A 14,977-nucleotide genomic window follows, 5' to 3' on the forward strand; every position below is an offset into this window, starting at 1 on the left:
GCAGGCAACGGTGCCCGAGTGGTTTCGGGCAAGCCTGCGCAACCGCGTCGCCGGCGAACGAGGAAGCGACTTCATAGCACTGGTCGAGAGCCGGCTCGGCCGCTTCGAGGCCAGTACAGCCTGATCGTCACTCCGCGCCGACATGCAACTTAGTGTGCACTTCGTTGCATAGGCAACTCGTTGCACATACGCTCGCGCCGTGGCACTGGAACACGCGATTCTGGTCGCGCTGAGCGAGCAATCCGGCTCGGGATACGAACTGGCCCGCCGATTCGACAAGTCGATCGGTTTCTTCTGGGCCGCCACCCACCAGCAGATCTACCGGGTGCTCAAGCGCATGGACGACCTCGGCTGGGTCGAGAGCGAATCCGTCGCGCAGTCCGGCCGCCCGGACAAGAAGGTCTACTGCGTCACCGACACCGGCCGTGGTGAACTCGGCGACTGGATCGCGACGTCGAGCGCTCCGGGTCCGCTACGCGAGGAACTCGCGCTCAAGATTCGCGCGGCCGAACACGGCGACCTGGGCGCACTGCTCGCCGAGGTTGCCCGGCACCGCGACCGCCACGCCGAACGGCTCGAACTGTTTCGCCACCTGGAGAAGCGTGACTTCGCCGCCCCGACTGCCCTGTCGGGCACGGCCCTGCACCAATACCTGGTACTGCGCGGCGGCATTCGCGTCGAAGAAGGCTTCACCGAGTGGTGCACCGAGGTGCTCGACGCGCTCAGCGCGGAACACGAAAGGCAGGCAACGTCATGACGTCCTACCCGCATCTGTTCGAACCGCTTGACCTCGGGTTCACAACGCTGCGCAACCGAGTTGTCATGGGCTCGATGCACACCGGGCTCGAGGACCGCGCCTGGAACGCCAAGCGGCTCGCGGCGTTTTACGCCGAACGTGCCCGCGGCGGCGTCGGCCTCATCATCACCGGCGGCTACGCCCCCAACCGCACCGGCTGGCTGTTGCCCTTCGGCGGCAAGCTGACCAATCGCGCCGAGGCCTACCGCCACCGCATCGTCACCGACGCCGTGCACGCCGAGGGCGGCAAGATCGCGCTGCAGATCCTGCACGCCGGCCGCTATTCGTACTGGCCGCGCAGCGGTTCGGCGTCCGCGATCAAGTCTCCGATCAATCCGTTCAAGCCAAGAGCGTTGTCCGACAAGGAAATCGAGCAGACCATCGACGACTACGCGCGATGCGCCGAGCTGTCGCGGTTCGCCGGCTACGACGGCGTCGAGATCATGGGCGGCGAGGGCTACTTCATCAATCAGTTCCTCGCGCCACGCACCAACAAGCGCACCGACCGATGGGGCGGCAGCGCGGAGAACCGCCGCCGGATCGCCGTCGAGATTGTGCGCCGCACCCGCGAGGTGGTCGGCCGTGACTTCGTCATCGTGTTCCGCCTGTCGATGGCCGACCTTGTCGATGACGGCCAGCCGTGGGACGACATCGTTGCGCTCGCACAAGAACTCGAAGCTGCGGGCGTCGACATCATCAACACCGATATCGGCTGGCACGAGGCGCGGGTTCCGACGATCGTGACGTCCGTTCCGCGTGCCGCTTTCGTCAACTTCACTGCGAAACTCAAGGCCCAGGTGGGTATTCCGGTGTGCGCGTCGAACCGGATCAACATGCCCGAGACCGCCGAGGAGATCCTCACCCGCGGAGACGCGGACCTGATTTCGCTTGCGCGGCCGCTGCTGTCGGATCCGCAGTGGGTGAACAAGGCAAGCCTCGATCATGTCGAGGACATCAACACCTGCATCGCCTGCAATCAGGCCTGCCTCGATCACGCCTTCGTCGGCAAACACGTGTCCTGCCTGCTCAACCCGCGTGCTGGGCACGAGACCGAACTGCGCCTGCTGCCGACCCGCCGCACGAAGCGTGTCGCGGTCGTCGGGGCCGGACCGGCCGGGCTCGCTGCCGCGACTACGGCGGCAGAGCGCGGCCATCGAGTGGACCTCTTCGAGGCCGACAACCGGATCGGCGGCCAGTTCGATCTCGCGCGGCGAATCCCGGGCAAGGAAGAGTTCGCCGAGTCGATCCGGTATTTCACGCGACGACTCGAGGTCACCGGCGTGAACGTCCACCTCGGCGCACGGGTCACCGCGCAGGAGCTGATCGACGGCGGCTACGACGAGGTCGTGCTCGCGACCGGGGTGCGGCCGCGTGTGCCGAACATCCCGGGCATCGACCACCCGATGGTGCTGTCCTACCCCGAATTGGTGCGCGAGGAGAAGCCGGTCGGTAAGCGCGTGGCCGTAATCGGCGCTGGCGGAATCGGATTCGATGTGAGCGAGTTCCTTACCGTTGAGGGGTCGCCGAGCCTGAAGATCGACGAGTGGAAAGAGGAGTGGGGTGTCACCGAGCCCGAGGATGCTCCGGGTGCGCTGACCACCCCTCGCCCGTCGCCAGCGGCCCGGGAAGTGGTTCTGCTGCAACGCAAGTCGTCGTCGTTCGGCAAGGGCCTCGGCCGGACGTCGGGCTGGGTGCACCGCGCCGCGCTGAAAGCCAAGGGCGTCGAGCAGATCGGCGGGGTGAATTACGAACGCATCGATGACGCCGGGCTGCACATCTCGTTCGGCGAGAAGCGTGAACGCCGACGCGTGATCGCGGTGGACAACGTGGTGGTCTGCGCCGGCCAGGAGTCGGTGCGCGATCTCGCCGACGAGCTGGCCGCGGCGAAGTTGCGGGTGCATCTGATCGGCGGCGCCGACGTCGCGGCCGAGCTGGACGCCAAGCGCGCGATCGACCAGGGCACGCGAGTCGCCGCGCGGCTCTGACCGTCAGTGTTCTCGGCCCGCACTCCCCTGTTTCCCGCGCTGTTCTCGGTCCGCACCCCTCCCCCGCCGCACACTTCCTGAGGCGCCGCACACCCTCCCGCACCCTGGAAGCTGCGCGCGGCGACAGGAAGTGTGCAGCGATGGGGCGGGCTAGCCGTGAACAGGGCCTCGCTAAGGTTCGTGACGTGAGCCTGCCGAATCCCACCCCGAAGGCCGCGCCGTTGTCACCGGCGCCTCGTCCGGAATCGGCGAGGCCCTCGCCGTCGAACTCGCGGCGCGGGGGCATTCGCTGATCCTCGTCGCGCGGCGCGGCGAACTGCTCGCGGCGCTGGCCCAGCGCCTGACCACCGAGTACGGCGTCACCGCAGAGGTGCGCGCGACCGACCTGTCCGACCGTGACGCCCGAGCGGCCCTGAGCGCTGAACTCGCCGCGCGCGAGATCACTGTGCTGTGCAACAACGCCGGTATCGCGACGTTCGGCCCGGTCGCCGGGCTGGATCCGCAGTACGAGCGGGACCAGGTCGAACTCAACGCGGTCGCCGTGCACGACCTGACCCTGGCCGTGCTGCCCAGCATGCTCGCGCGCAAGTCGGGCGCGATCCTGATCGTCGGATCGGCGGCGGGCAACATGCCGATCCCGAACAACGCCACCTACGCCGCGACGAAGGCGTTCGTGAACACGTTCTCCGAGTCGTTGCGCGGCGAACTCAAGGGCAGCGGCGTCAACGTCACGCTGCTTGCGCCCGGACCGGTGCGCGCCGATTCGCCCGCAGCGGAAGAGGCGTCGATCGTCGACCGGATGGTGCCCGACTTCCTCTGGATGGACACCACGCAGACCGCGAAGCAGTCGCTCGACGCGCTCGGCAAGAACAAGATGCGCCTGGTGCCCGGCTTGCTCGGCAAGGCCATGTCGGTCGCCGGCCAGTACAGCCCGCGCGCGATCGTCGCCCCGATCGTCGGCAGCTTCTACAGCAAACTCGGCGGCTAAGCGGCTCAGCGCCGCCGCTTGCGCGTCCCGAACAGGCTGCGGGTGATTTCCCGCCCGGCCGCAGACGCCGCCGAACGTAGGAAGCTCTTCACTGCGGGGTTGCCCATGATCTTCTCGGCGGCACTGTCCTCGGGCGCGGACTGCGGCGCCGGCTCGGGCGCGGGTTCCGGTTCGGCCGCGATGATGCGGGCGGTCAGCATCTCGTACGCCGATTCCCGATCGATACTCACGCCGTACTTCACATACAGCGGGCCCGCCTGGGCGGCGGTTCGGATCGCGTCCTCGCCGATCGTGTCCATCAGCGAACGCGGCGGGCGGAGCCGGGTCCATGCCACCGGCGTAGGCGCGCCGCGCTCGGACAGTACGGTCACGATCGCCTCGCCGATTCCTAGTGAGGTGAGCGCCTCTTCGAGGTCGTACACCTCCGTTTTCGGGTAGGTGCGAACGGTCTTCGAGAGCGCCTTCTGGTCGTCCGGGGTGAATGCGCGCAGCGCATGCTGGATGCGCGCACCGAGCTGGGACAGCACCGGATTCGGTATGTCGGTGGGCAACTGGGTGCAGAAGAACACCCCGACGCCCTTGGAGCGGATGAGCTTCACCGTCTGCTCGACCTGATCCTCGAACGCCTTCGACGCGTCGGCGAATAGCAGATGCGCCTCATCGAAGATGAATACGAGCTTCGGCCGGTCGACGTCGCCCACCTCGGGCAGCGTCTGGAACAGCTCGGCAAGAACCCACATGAGGAACGTGGAGAACATTGCCGGCCGCGCGGCCTGCGCACCTAGTTCGAAGAGAGTGATGACGCCGCGGCCGTCGACTACGCGCAGCAGGTCGGCGGTGTCGAGTTCGGGCTCGCCGAAAAATGTGTCGCCGCCGTCGGATTCGAGATTCACGAGCGCCCGCAGGATCACTCCCGCCGTCGCGGACGACACGCCGCCGATGCCCTTGAGATCGGCCTTGCCCTCGTCGCTGGTGAGGTGTGTGATGACGGCCCGCAGATCCTTCAGATCGAGCAGCGCGAGGCCTTGGGTGTCGGCCCAGTGGAAGATCAGACCAAGCGTCGACTCTTGAGTTGCGTTGAGCCCCAGCACCTTACTCAGCAGGATCGGCCCGAAGGACGTTATCGAGGCCCTGATCGGCACGCCGATGCCCTCGGTGCCGAGCGAGACGAACTCGGTCGGGAAAGTGGTGGGCGCCCAATCAGTTGCACCGGTTTCGGTGGCCCGCGTGGTGATCTTGTCGTTGCTCTCCCCCGGCCTCGACAGACCGGAGAGATCGCCCTTGATGTCGGCCAGCACGACCGGCACACCCGCGGCAGACAACTGCTCCACGATGCCCTGCAGCGTCTTGGTTTTGCCCGTTCCGGTGGCGCCCGCGACGAGCCCATGCCGATTCACCGTGGCCAACGGGATACGCACCGCAGCCGCCGGATCGACCGCGCCTGCAACCACGACGGAGCCAAGCTCGAGCGCAGGTCCAGTCCCGGCATATCCCGCTGCGATCTGTTGCGCCGGATTCCCATTCGACTCGGGGGTGGCCGGTTGTTGTGCAGCGGCGGCCTCGCGTTCGGCCGCCTCGGCGGCGGCCGCCGCTTCCGCTGCGAGTCGTGCCGCTTCCTCCGCAGCGGCCCGGGCCGCTGCTGCGCGTTCCTGCGGAGTGGTCATCGCGCCTCCCCCTTAGCGGATGTCGCAGTTGGATCTCGCCGGTGGATTTCGCCGACCTTATCCCGCACGGAGGAGGTTGCGGGCTGACTACGCTGTGTCGCGTGCAGGACAAACTTGTGTGGATCGATTGTGAGATGACCGGGCTGCGGCTCGACACCGACAAGCTCATCGAGGTGGCCGCGCTCGTCACCGACGGTGACCTCAATATTCTCGGAGACGGCGTGGACATCGTGATCCATGCCGACGACGCGGCGCTGGCTGCGATGCCCGACGTCGTAGCCGAGATGCATGCGAAGTCGGGGCTGACCGAGGAGGTCCGCCAATCCACGGTCACGCTCGAAGAGGCGCAGGAACGGGTCCTGGCCTACATCAAGCAGCATGTACCGGTCGCCGGGACCGTGCCGCTGGCGGGCAACTCGATCGCCACCGACCGCGGCTTCATCGCCCGCGACATGACCGAACTCGACGCTTACCTGCACTACCGGATGATCGACGTCAGCTCCATCAAGGAGCTGTGCCGCCGCTGGTACCCGCGCATCTACTTCGGCCAGCCGGAGAAGGGCCTCGCCCACCGCGCGCTCGCCGATATCAAGGAATCGATCCGGGAGCTGCGGTACTACCGGCGCACGGCGTTCGTAGCCGATCCGGGCCCCTCGACCACCGATATTGCGGCGATTGCGGCCGAGATCTCGGCTTCTGCGAACGGCGACGGCATCACCAACGCGGCGGGGGCCGCCGACGCAGGCTGACCAGCCGATTGGCACCCGAGGCCGTCGGCACGCTAATATCGATCGCGCTGGCCGTTCCCTCTGGGGAGCGTCGAGCGATGGTGAGTGTAGTTCAGTTGGTAGAGCACCAGGTTGTGATCCTGGCTGTCGCGGGTTCGAGTCCCGTCACTCACCCGAAAGAAAGGCCGGGCCGCGAGGCCCGGCCTTTCTTGTTGAAATCCTTGTACCGCCAACGAACTCCTTATTCAGCCGGGCTTCGGCAGAGGCTTGTTTGGACGGCGATAAAGTGACCGCATGCGAGCAATCTCCAGACTCTCGGTGGCCACCGCGGCCGCGGGAATCGTGCTGCTCGCCGGGTGCGCGGGATCGAACGACGAGCCCACAGAGGTCGAACCGTCCACGTCGACGTCGGCTGCGAGTTCGGTCACAGCAACCCCGCCCCGAACGACCAACGAACTCCCTTCGACGCCCCCGACTGCCCCTCCCGTCCCAGCGGTCGGTGACTTCTGCATCGGCGCGAATATCGGTAAGAAGGCCGTCGACGCCGAGGGCAATCCGATCGTGTGCGACAACTACGAGTGGAAGCCCGACACCGGGCAGGCAGCGAAGAACCCTTGGGGTGACCAGCAGCGCGAATGGTCCGAGTGCCTCGAGACGCACACCCCAGCGGAGTGCCGCGAGCAATCACGCTGGGGCAACCAACCAACCCCGACGCCGTAGTTCTGGCAGCCGGAGTCTCTGTAACCACTCGACGAGGTCGATGACGGAATCCGGGTCGATGTGCCCGTCGAGCGCGGTTACTCAGGTCCTCAGCTCTGGTTGGCGTTCCCGGCCTTCCACTCCGGCCACGGGACGTTCCAGTCACCCAGCCCGTCGACCCCGGACAATGTGCCGCCGCCCGTGTTCTTCACGATCACGATGTCGCCGCGCTTGACGTTGTTGTAAACCCAGATCGCGTTGTCCGGGCTGAGATTCAAACAACCATGGCTGGCGTTCGAGTAACCCTGCTGCCCCACCGACCACGGCGCTGAGTGCATGAATATGCCGCTGTATGACATTCGCGTTGCGTAGTTCACCGGCGTGCGGTAGCCATCCGCCGAATTGACTGGGACGCCGTAGGTGGACGAGTCCATGATGATCAGATCATGCCGCTCGGCGACGATGTAGACGCCGTTGTCCGTCTCGGTGCCCGGCTTACCCATCGAGGTGGGCATCGTCCGCTCGACCACACCGTTGCGCTCGACGGTGACCTGCAGCGTGTTGTCATCCGCCGTGAGCACCACCGGATCGCCGATGGTGAAGTTCATGTGCGCGTCCTCCGCGCCGAACGTTCCGCCGCCGAGATCGAGGCCGTACACCTTGACGTTCACGTCGATCTTCGTGCCTGCCACCCAGAAGCGCTCGGGGCGCCAGCGCACTTCTTTCGAGCTGATCCAATAGAAGGCGCCCTCGACCGGCGGGTCGGTGACGACCGTGATCGCGTTCTGCGCAGCCAGCTTGTCGCCGATCGGTTCGTCGAACTGCACTGCCACCGGCTGACCGATGCCCACCACGGCTCCGTCGCCCGGCATCAAATAAGGCTTGGTGAGGTTGTCGGGCACGCTCGTGTTGAACGCGGCATCGTCGATGGTCACGCCGCTCAGACCGAATGCCTCGGTATGCAGGCGGTATTGGCGGTTGTAACCGAGCGGTTCCACACTGCGCCAAGACAATCCGTCCGGTGCCATCGCGCCGCCAACCGGAGTGTTCTCCGGCGTGAGCAACGTCACGCCGCCCAGCATCCCGTCGACGACACTGACGGTGATCGGCATGCTCGGCGAAATACCGATGTCGCCGTTCTTCACATTCACGGTCAGCTTCGGCTTCATCAGCTCGGTCAGCGGGTTCGAGTCGAGCGGCGCGACCGGCGTCGACGGCTCCGCACTGTTTCCGATCGAGCAAGCGGACAGGCCCATGACCAGCACGGATGCCCCAATGAGCAGCCGCGCGAACCCTGTCCGCCGCCGAAAAACTCGATCCATCATGCAGCTACTCCACTTCGTGACCGAACGCCGCGAGTACACAGCTCAGTGTGACTCAGATCACAATCCGGTCGGGCAAAATCGCTAGGCGGAACTTGGCCATTATGCCGCTGTCAGCGTGAGCCTCGCACGACGCGAGACACGCTTTCCTGCGGATATGCAGAGTCGGTCGGTTTCCGTTGTGCACTTGTTACGCACCCGCCGATCGAGCGCCCAACGGGCGATTTCATTCCTGGCGCATTGGCCTGTTAAAGTTCTCGCCGCAGCAAGGAACACGGTGAAGCCCACCTGAAGCCGACGCGGTGCACGCGCCATTAGCTCAATTGGCAGAGCAGCTGACTCTTAATCAGCGGGTTCGGGGTTCGAGTCCCTGATGGCGCACCACGAGGTCCGAGACCTTATCTCACATTTCCGATCACCGATCCGGTGATCGCCTGGCATCGTTGCACTTTCGACTCGAGCGCCCGCTGACAATCTTCTTTCGCGTCGCGCCTCCCGAAACGCTTCACGCCGGTAGCATCCCCCGCGTGACCGACCCCACAGCCGACGGCCGTACCGCTGCCGCGCTACGGGTCCTCGTCTATGCCAGCAATGCCGCGACACGCGAACGCGTGCGACTCGCGCTCGGCACCCGCCCGCATCCCGACCTCCCGCCGCTCGAGTTCGTCGACGTAGCCACGCCGGCGGCGGTCATCGATCGCTTCGACGCCGGCGGACTCGATCTCGCGATCCTCGACGGCGAGGCCACTCCGGCCGGCGGCCTCGGTGTCGCCAAACAAGTGAAGGACGAGATCGATGCACCGCCGCCCATCCTCGTATTGATCGGCCGCCGCGACGACGCGTGGCTGGCGAAGTGGTCGCGAGCGGAGGCCACGGTGGCGCATCCGATCGATCCTATGGAGCTCACGTCGGCCGTGGTCAGGCTACTGCGCGGCTCCGTCGGGTCCGCAGGCACCGGGCGCTGAACTCGCCTGTCGGGCGAGGAAATTCGCAAGCCTCAAAAACGATCCACCGGAACCCAACGTGGGTAGGGTGTGTCTCAGCTCACACGATCGCGGATTGAGGATTATCTTCGGTCTCGGGACCGTGTGCGCTCTCGGACGCACCGCCGTCCCGGCAGATGACCAGGCTCGTGGGGAGAGGAGGTCATGGGCGTGAATGTGTATGCACCGATTCTGGTGCTCGGCGCCCTCGCCCTCGCCTTCGCTGTGTTCTCGGTGATCCTCGCGACGGCGGTTGGCCCGAAGCGGTACAACCGGGCCAAGTTGGAGGCCTACGAGTGCGGGATCGAACCAACGCCACAGCCCACCGGCGGCGGCAGATTCCCGGTGAAGTACTACCTGACGGCGATGTTGTTCATCGTCTTCGATATCGAGATCGTCTTCCTCTATCCCTGGGCCGTGCACTTCAATGCCCTCGGACTCTTCGGTCTCGGCGCGATGGCGCTGTTCATCTTCAACGTTTCGGTTGCATACGCCTACGAATGGCGCCGCGAGGGCCTGCGCTGGGACTGAAGGCGAATCTGGCTTGGCGGACCGGCTAGCTCTGTCCGCCAAGTCAACTCGACGCTAAGTGGAGTTAAGGAGGGCCGCGAAATGGGCCTCGAGGAGAAGCTGCCGAGCGGCTTCCTGCTGACGACACTCGAAGACTTTGCTGGCTATGCCCGCAAGGGATCGCTGTGGCCCGCGACCTTCGGGCTCGCCTGCTGCGCGATCGAGATGATGGCCACCGGAACGGGCCGGTTCGACCTGGCGCGGTTCGGTATGGAGGCGTTCCGTGCCTCCCCGCGCCAGGCCGACCTGATGATCGTGGCCGGGCGGGTCAGCCAGAAGATGGCGCCTGTGTTGCGGCAGGTCTACGACCAGATGGTCGAGCCGAAGTGGGTGCTGTCGATGGGTGTGTGCGCCTCGTCGGGCGGCATGTTCAACAACTACGCGATCGTGCAGGGCGTCGATCACGTTGTGCCGGTCGACATCTATCTCCCCGGTTGCCCGCCGCGACCGGAGATGCTGCTGCACGCAATCATCGAGCTGCACAAGAAGATCGCCGATGCGCCGATCGGCTACAACCGGGCCGAGGCGGTGCGGGCCGCCGAGGAGGCAGCGCTCTCGGTGCGTCCGACGATCGAGTTCAAGGGGCTGCTCCGATGAGCGGGCCGGCCACCCCCGCCGAGTCGGAAGGCGCCGCGACCGCGGGCCCCGAGGGAACCGTGCCCGGTGGCGAGGGCGAGGTGATCGACGTCCGCCGCGGCATGTTCGGCGTGCGCGGCAGCGGCGACACCTCCGGCTACGGCCGACTGGTTCGCCCGGTCGCACTCCCCGGCGGCACACCCCGCCCGTACGGCGGGTACTTCGACGCGATCGCCGACGGACTCGAGTCCGCACTCGTCAACGCGGGCGTCGCCTTCGACGAGGCGATCGAACTGACGGTGGTATTCCGCGACGAATTGACCTTCCACGTGCGGCGCGAGCACCTGGTCACCGTCGCCCGCGTGCTGCGCGACGACCCGGCCCTGCGGTTCGAACTGTCCCTCGGCGTCAGCGGCGTGCACTACCCGCAGGACACCGGCCGCGAGTTGCACGCTGTGTATCCGCTGCTGTCGATCACGCACAACCGCCGCATTCGACTCGAGGTCGCCGCACCCGACGGCGACCCACATATCCCGTCGCTGTACGGCGTCTACCCGACCACCGACTGGCACGAGCGCGAGACGTTCGACTTCTTCGGCATCGTCTTCGACGCCCACCCCGCGCTGACCCGGATCGAGATGCCCGACGACTGGGTGGGTCACCCGCAGCGCAAGGACTACCCGTTGGGCGGCATCCCCGTCGAGTACAAAGGCGCGCAGATTCCGCCACCTGACGAGCGGAGGGCATACAACTGATGACCGCCGACACCGGAACGAGTACGGGCGGCAACGCCGCCACCATCACCGTTGCCGGGCAGGACTGGGACGAGGTTCTCGCCGCCGCACACCGCGGCGAGAACCGCATTGTCGTCAACATGGGCCCGCAGCACCCGTCCACGCACGGCGTACTGCGGCTCATCCTGGAGATCGAAGGCGAGACGGTCACCGAGGCGCGCTGCGGAATCGGCTACCTGCACACCGGAATCGAGAAGAACCTCGAATACCGGAACTGGATGCAGGGCGTGACGTTCGTGACCCGGATGGACTATCTGTCCCCGTTCTACAACGAGACCGCCTACTGCCTCGGGGTCGAGAAGCTGCTCGGCATCACCGACCAAGTCCCCGAACGCGCAACGGTCATTCGGGTGATGCTGATGGAACTCAACCGCATCTCGAGCCACCTGGTCGCGCTGGCCACCGGCGGGCTCGAACTCGGCGCAATGACGGCTATGTTCTTCGGCTTCCGCGAACGCGAACTGATCCTCGACGTGTTCGAGAACATCACGGGTCTCCGGATGAACCACGCCTACATCCGGCCCGGCGGGCTGATCCAGGACCTGCCCGACGACGCGGTGCCGAAGATCCGCGACCTGCTCGTCCTGCTCCCGAAACGGTTACGCGAACTCGAATTGATGTTGCGGGAGAACTCGATCTGGAAGGCACGCACGATAGGCATCGGGTACCTCGACCTCACCGGCTGCATGGCACTCGGCATGACAGGGCCGGTACTGCGCTCCACCGGGTTACCGCATGACCTGCGCAAGTCCGCGCCGTACTGCGGATACGAGAACTACGAATTCGACGTCATCACCGACACCGGTTGCGACTGCTACGGCCGCTACGTGATCCGGGTGAAAGAGATGGCCGAGTCGCTCAAGATCGTCGAGCAGTGCCTCGACAAGCTGCGTCCCGGCCCGGTCATGGTGGAGGACAAGAAGATTGCGTGGCCCGCGCAGTTGCGCGTAGGCGCGGACGGGCTCGGCAATTCGCCGGAGCACATCGCCAAAATCATGGGCACCTCGATGGAGGCGCTCATCCACCACTTCAAGCTCGTCACCGAGGGACTGCGCGTGCCTGCCGGGCAGGTATACATCGCGGTCGAGTCGCCGCGCGGCGAACTCGGCGTGCATATGGTCAGCGACGGCGGCACCCGCCCTTACCGGGTGCACTACCGGGACCCGTCGTTCACCAACCTGCAAGCGGTCGCCGCGATGAGCGAGGGCGGCATGGTGGCCGACGTGATCGCCGCAGTGGCCAGCATCGACCCGGTTATGGGCGGGGTGGACCGATGACCGCGAGCGAAGAGATCCGGACGAACGGCCACACGGCGCCTGTGTTCATCGAGTTCGGCCGTCGCCCCGATGAGCCGGGAACGCTCGTGCATCCCGGCGCGCGGGAGCGCTATCCGGCGGATGTGCTCGACCGCCTGGACGCCGATGCAGCACAGATTGTTTCGCGCTATTCCAGCGGCGATGACGAACAGGCGCGGCAGATGTCGCGCTCGGCGCTGCTGCCACTGCTGCACCTCGTGCAGTCGGTGGACGGCTACATCTCCCCCGCCGGTATCGAGTTCTGCGCCGCGTACCTCGGGCTCGCTACCGCGGAAGTTTCCGCGGTAGCGACCTTCTATTCGATGTACCGGCGCCGGCCCACCGGTGACTACTTCGTCGGCGTGTGCACGAACACGTTGTGCGCGGTGCTCGGTGGCGACGCGATCCTTGCCGACCTGTCGGATCATCTCGGTATCGAGCCTGGCGACACAACCGAGGACGGCTCGATCACCCTCGAACACATCGAATGCAACGCGGCATGCGATTACGCGCCAGTGCTGATGGTCAACTGGGAATTCTTCGACAATCAGACGCCGCAGTCCGCACGTGACTTGGTCGACGAATTGCGTAAGGGCGAACAGGTCACGCCGACGAGGGGCGCGCCACTGTGCACCTTCCGCGAAACCGCCCGCGTGCTGGCCGGTTTCCCCGACGAACGCCCGAACGCCGTTGCCGCCGCACAACCCGGCGAGGCCACACTGGCCGGTCTGCGTATCGCGCGCAAGTTGGCCGCGAACACGCCTGCTGCTCCGGAACGGGAGGGCGAGTGACATGTCACCGAGCCCGGAGGGTCGCCCAATGTCACTGACGCCGGTGCTGAGCAGCTACTGGGATGACCCCGAGTCGTGGACGCTCGCGACCTACCGCGCTCACGACGGCTACGGCGGGCTCACCGCCGCGCTGGAGATGACCCCGGACGAGGTGATCGCCACTGTCAAGGACGCCGGGCTGCGCGGGCGCGGCGGTGCCGGATTCCCGACCGGAATGAAATGGGGGTTCATCCCGCAGGACGAAGAGCACCCGAAGCCGCACTACCTTGTGGTCAACGCCGACGAGTCGGAACCTGGTACCTGCAAGGACATTCCGCTCATGCTCGCGACCCCGCACACCCTCATCGAGGGCGTGATCATCGCGGCGTACGCGATCCGGTGCAATCGCGCATACATCTATGTTCGCGGCGAGGTGCTTCCGGTGCTGCGCCGGCTGCATAACGCGGTCGCGGAGGCCTACGCCGCTGGGTATCTAGGTCGCGACATTCTCGGCTCGGGATTCGACCTCGACCTCGTGGTGCATGCGGGCGCGGGTGCCTATATCTGTGGTGAGGAAACTGCACTGCTCGATTCTCTGGAGGGCCGTCGCGGGCAGCCCCGGCTGCGGCCGCCATTCCCGGCGGTCGCCGGCCTGTACTCGTGCCCGACGGTGGTCAACAACGTCGAGTCGATCGCTAGCGTCCCTGCGATTCTGCGCAACGGGGTGGACTGGTTCCGTTCGATGGGCACCGAGAAATCGCCCGGCTTCACGCTGTACTCGCTGTCAGGGCATGTGCAGCGGCCGGGTCAATACGAGGCCGCCCTCGGAATCACCTTGCGCGAGTTGCTCGATCTCGCCGGGGGCGTACGGGCCGGGCACCAGCTGAAGTTCTGGACTCCGGGTGGATCCTCGACGCCGATCCTCACCGCCGAGCACCTCGACGTCCCCCTCGACTACGAGGGCGTCGGCGAGGCCGGGTCGATGCTCGGGACCAAGGCACTGCAGATCTTCGACGAGACCACGTGCGTGGTGCGGGCAGTGCTGCGCTGGACCGAGTTCTACGCCCACGAGTCGTGCGGCAAATGCACTCCGTGCCGGGAGGGCACGTACTGGCTGGTGCAGATCCTGCGCAACATCGAGGAAGGCTCTGGGCGAGTCGAGGACCTCGAGCGCCTGCTCGATATCTCCGACGCGATCCTCGGCAAGTCGTTCTGCGCGCTCGGTGACGGCGCGGCGAGCCCAATCATCTCCTCCATCAAGTACTTCCGCGATGAGTACGTCGCGCACGCCGAGCACGGCGGTTGCCCATTCGATCCGCACCGGTCGACGGTCTTCACGACAGCGGCGAGCGGAGCGAGCACCACAAGAACAGGATCAGCGCAGAAACCAGTGGGGGCATCGTGACTCAGACGACCGGCGCCGAAACCGGCGCGCGCGTACCCACGGACATGGTGACGCTCACCATCGACGGCGTCGAGGTCAGCGTTCCCAAGGGCACGTTGGTGATTCGCGCCGCCGAACTGATGGGCGTGCAGATCCCGCGATTCTGCGATCACCCGCTACTCGATCCGGTCGGCGCGTGCCGGCAGTGCCTCGTCGAGGTGGAGGGCCAGCGCAAGCCGCTCGCGTCGTGCACCACACCGGTGGCCGACGGCATGGTGGTGCACACCCAACTGTCCTCGCCGGTCGCGGACAAGGCACAGCGAGGGCGTGATGGAACTGCTGCTGATCAACCACCCGCTCGACTGCCCGATCTGCGACAAGGGCGGCGAATGCCCGCTGCAGAACCAGGCGATGTCCAACGGT

The 14,977-nt window shown here is 66.1% G+C and carries 13 protein-coding genes, 2 tRNA genes and 2 pseudogenes; 15 read left to right on the plus strand and 2 right to left on the minus strand.

Annotated features, from left to right (window positions below):
- Nucleotides 1-199: 199 nt before the first annotated feature.
- The 3 genes and pseudogenes from A8G08_RS24585 to cmrA all read left to right on the plus strand — a co-directional run bounded on the left by A8G08_RS24585 (nt 200) and on the right by cmrA (nt 3,769).
- Entirely contained in the window at nt 200-757 is a 558-nt protein-coding gene (locus tag A8G08_RS24585; protein WP_068280152.1) for a PadR family transcriptional regulator, read from the plus strand.
- Nucleotides 754-2,781 (plus strand): NADPH-dependent 2,4-dienoyl-CoA reductase, encoded by a 2,028-nt coding sequence (locus A8G08_RS24590; protein WP_068280157.1) that lies wholly within the window; start codon nt 754-756, stop codon nt 2,779-2,781. The genes A8G08_RS24585 and A8G08_RS24590 overlap by 4 nt, the downstream gene beginning before the upstream one ends.
- Before the next feature lie 185 nt (nt 2,782-2,966).
- Nucleotides 2,967-3,769: pseudogene (cmrA, locus tag A8G08_RS24595) on the plus strand (mycolate reductase).
- A gap of 5 nt (nt 3,770-3,774) precedes the next feature.
- On the opposite strand, the gene A8G08_RS24600 reads toward cmrA, so the two are convergent.
- Complete coding sequence (locus tag A8G08_RS24600; RefSeq protein WP_068280161.1) at nt 3,775-5,433, minus strand: helicase HerA-like domain-containing protein; 1,659 nt, start codon at nt 5,431-5,433, stop codon at nt 3,775-3,777.
- Between the two features lie 101 nt (nt 5,434-5,534).
- On the opposite strand from A8G08_RS24600, the gene orn reads away from it, so the two are divergent.
- The 3 genes from orn (at nt 5,535) to A8G08_RS24615 (ending at nt 6,881) form a co-directional block, all read left to right on the plus strand.
- The gene (gene orn, locus A8G08_RS24605) at nt 5,535-6,182 is read left to right on the plus strand and encodes an oligoribonuclease (protein ID WP_068280164.1); all 648 of its coding nucleotides are present in this window, start codon (nt 5,535-5,537) and stop codon (nt 6,180-6,182) included.
- A gap of 80 nt (nt 6,183-6,262) precedes the next feature.
- Nucleotides 6,263-6,335, plus strand: a tRNA-His gene (locus tag A8G08_RS24610).
- Between the two features lie 120 nt (nt 6,336-6,455).
- Nucleotides 6,456-6,881, plus strand: coding sequence for a hypothetical protein (locus tag A8G08_RS24615; RefSeq protein WP_157108781.1), 426 nt, complete (start codon nt 6,456-6,458; stop codon nt 6,879-6,881).
- Nucleotides 6,882-6,970: 89 nt separating this feature from the next.
- Here the strand turns inward: A8G08_RS24615 and A8G08_RS24620 are convergent, their stop codons facing one another.
- Nucleotides 6,971-8,116, minus strand: a complete 1,146-nt coding sequence (locus A8G08_RS24620; protein WP_245672988.1) for a L,D-transpeptidase — start codon at nt 8,114-8,116, stop codon at nt 6,971-6,973.
- A 374-nt stretch (nt 8,117-8,490) separates the two neighbouring features.
- Between A8G08_RS24620 and A8G08_RS24625 the strand changes: the two genes are divergently transcribed.
- From A8G08_RS24625 to A8G08_RS24665, 9 genes and pseudogenes are all read left to right on the plus strand, one after another.
- A tRNA-Lys gene (locus tag A8G08_RS24625) sits at nt 8,491-8,566 on the plus strand.
- Nucleotides 8,567-8,709: 143 nt separating this feature from the next.
- Nucleotides 8,710-9,147, plus strand: a complete 438-nt coding sequence (locus tag A8G08_RS24630) for a hypothetical protein (protein WP_068280170.1) — start codon at nt 8,710-8,712, stop codon at nt 9,145-9,147.
- A gap of 189 nt (nt 9,148-9,336) precedes the next feature.
- Nucleotides 9,337-9,696, plus strand: a complete 360-nt coding sequence (locus tag A8G08_RS24635; RefSeq protein WP_068280187.1) for an NADH-quinone oxidoreductase subunit A — start codon at nt 9,337-9,339, stop codon at nt 9,694-9,696.
- 81 nt (nt 9,697-9,777) lie between these two features.
- The gene (locus A8G08_RS24640; protein WP_068280172.1) at nt 9,778-10,332 is read left to right on the plus strand and encodes a NuoB/complex I 20 kDa subunit family protein; all 555 of its coding nucleotides are present in this window, start codon (nt 9,778-9,780) and stop codon (nt 10,330-10,332) included.
- Nucleotides 10,329-11,066 carry an NADH-quinone oxidoreductase subunit C gene (locus A8G08_RS24645; protein ID WP_084436846.1) on the plus strand — a complete coding sequence of 246 codons (738 nt, stop codon included), beginning with the start codon at nt 10,329-10,331 and terminating at the stop codon, nt 11,064-11,066. Before A8G08_RS24640 ends, A8G08_RS24645 begins: the two co-directional genes overlap by 4 nt.
- The gene (nuoD, locus tag A8G08_RS24650) at nt 11,066-12,382 is read left to right on the plus strand and encodes an NADH dehydrogenase (quinone) subunit D (RefSeq protein ID WP_068280175.1); all 1,317 of its coding nucleotides are present in this window, start codon (nt 11,066-11,068) and stop codon (nt 12,380-12,382) included. The genes A8G08_RS24645 and nuoD overlap by 1 nt, the downstream gene beginning before the upstream one ends.
- The gene (nuoE, locus tag A8G08_RS24655) at nt 12,379-13,191 is read left to right on the plus strand and encodes an NADH-quinone oxidoreductase subunit NuoE (protein ID WP_068280177.1); all 813 of its coding nucleotides are present in this window, start codon (nt 12,379-12,381) and stop codon (nt 13,189-13,191) included. The genes nuoD and nuoE overlap by 4 nt, the downstream gene beginning before the upstream one ends.
- Before the next feature lie 28 nt (nt 13,192-13,219).
- On the plus strand, nt 13,220-14,575 hold the full coding sequence (gene nuoF / locus A8G08_RS24660; RefSeq protein WP_068280180.1) for an NADH-quinone oxidoreductase subunit NuoF: 1,356 nt from the start codon (nt 13,220-13,222) through the stop codon (nt 14,573-14,575).
- A 44-nt stretch (nt 14,576-14,619) separates the two neighbouring features.
- Nucleotides 14,620-14,977 (plus strand): annotated as a pseudogene (locus tag A8G08_RS24665) (2Fe-2S iron-sulfur cluster-binding protein); the annotation flags it as partial.

Origin of the sequence: Aldersonia kunmingensis, assembly GCF_001646865.1 — a bacterium.
GTDB classification, from domain to species: Bacteria; Actinomycetota; Actinomycetes; order Mycobacteriales; family Mycobacteriaceae; genus Aldersonia; species Aldersonia kunmingensis.